Origin of the sequence: Halorubrum sp. SP9, assembly GCF_005435015.1 — an archaeon.
Lineage (GTDB): Archaea > Halobacteriota > Halobacteria > Halobacteriales > Haloferacaceae > Halorubrum > Halorubrum sodomense.
Map to the genome: position 1 here is coordinate 1 of NZ_SGXU01000475.1, position 372 is coordinate 372.

1 pseudogene is annotated in these 372 nt (G+C 57.5%); it reads left to right on the top strand.

From position 1 onward, the window contains the following. Nucleotides 1–171: 171 nt before the first annotated feature. A pseudogene (locus tag EXE45_RS18315) lies at nt 172–372 on the top strand (MBL fold metallo-hydrolase); the annotation flags it as partial.

Below are 372 nucleotides of genomic sequence, written 5' to 3' on the forward strand. Positions count from 1 at the left end.
GGAATTCTACTAACTACTGTATAACGCCGAACCGGTTAAGACGGTTCACAAGAGCGGTAACGGCGGATCCACCCGCGCATATCCGAATCTGCGGGCGAGTAGTATTGCTTAGAAAAGGAAATACTATGAAAATGCTTTTGTGCGTCGGTCCGGTAGGAGCGACTGCGAAACATGAACGCCGACGACTTTCCGACTCCGGACGTCGACGTCGACTCCGTCGACCCGGACTCGCTCAAAGGCCGAATCGACGCCGGCGAGGACGTCACGATCCTCGACGCGCGCATGCGGTCCGACTACGAGGAGTGGCGCATCGACGGCGAGACCGTCACGTCGATCAACGTCCCGTACTTCGAGTTCCTCGACGACGAGATC